General features: G+C 48.5%; 1 protein-coding gene. It reads left to right on the top strand.

What is annotated here, in order from left to right; translation table 11 throughout:
• Window positions 1-52: 52 nt before the first annotated feature.
• Window positions 53-293 (top strand): autotransporter outer membrane beta-barrel domain-containing protein (locus HBA93_RS20540; protein ID WP_286202100.1); only part of this gene is annotated, 241 nt, incomplete at its 3' end.

Genomic DNA, 293 nt, shown 5'->3' with positions numbered 1-293 from the left:
AGCATCTAGCCGATTCACGGGTTATACAGTAACCGGCGGCGTGGACCGGGCATTGACTGATACGTTTTCCGCAGGCATTGCCGGTAATTATGAGCAAAATACGCTGAAAATCACCGATCGCTACAGTTCCGCAAACATCACAACACTTGGTGCCGGTCTTTATGCAGCGTGGGAGTATGAAGGCTTCGGGCTACGGAGTGGCATATCATACCAGCATCACACTATTGATATTGACAGAACAATCACTTTGCCTGCCCTTAACGGTTCACTAAAGAGTGATTATACGGCATGGA

It is taken from the genome of Ochrobactrum sp. SFR4, assembly GCF_019730395.1.
GTDB lineage: Bacteria > Pseudomonadota > Alphaproteobacteria > Rhizobiales > Rhizobiaceae > Pseudochrobactrum.
Note: the sequence above shows the minus strand (reverse complement) of the source record. Positions and strands in the feature narration are given on the sequence as shown.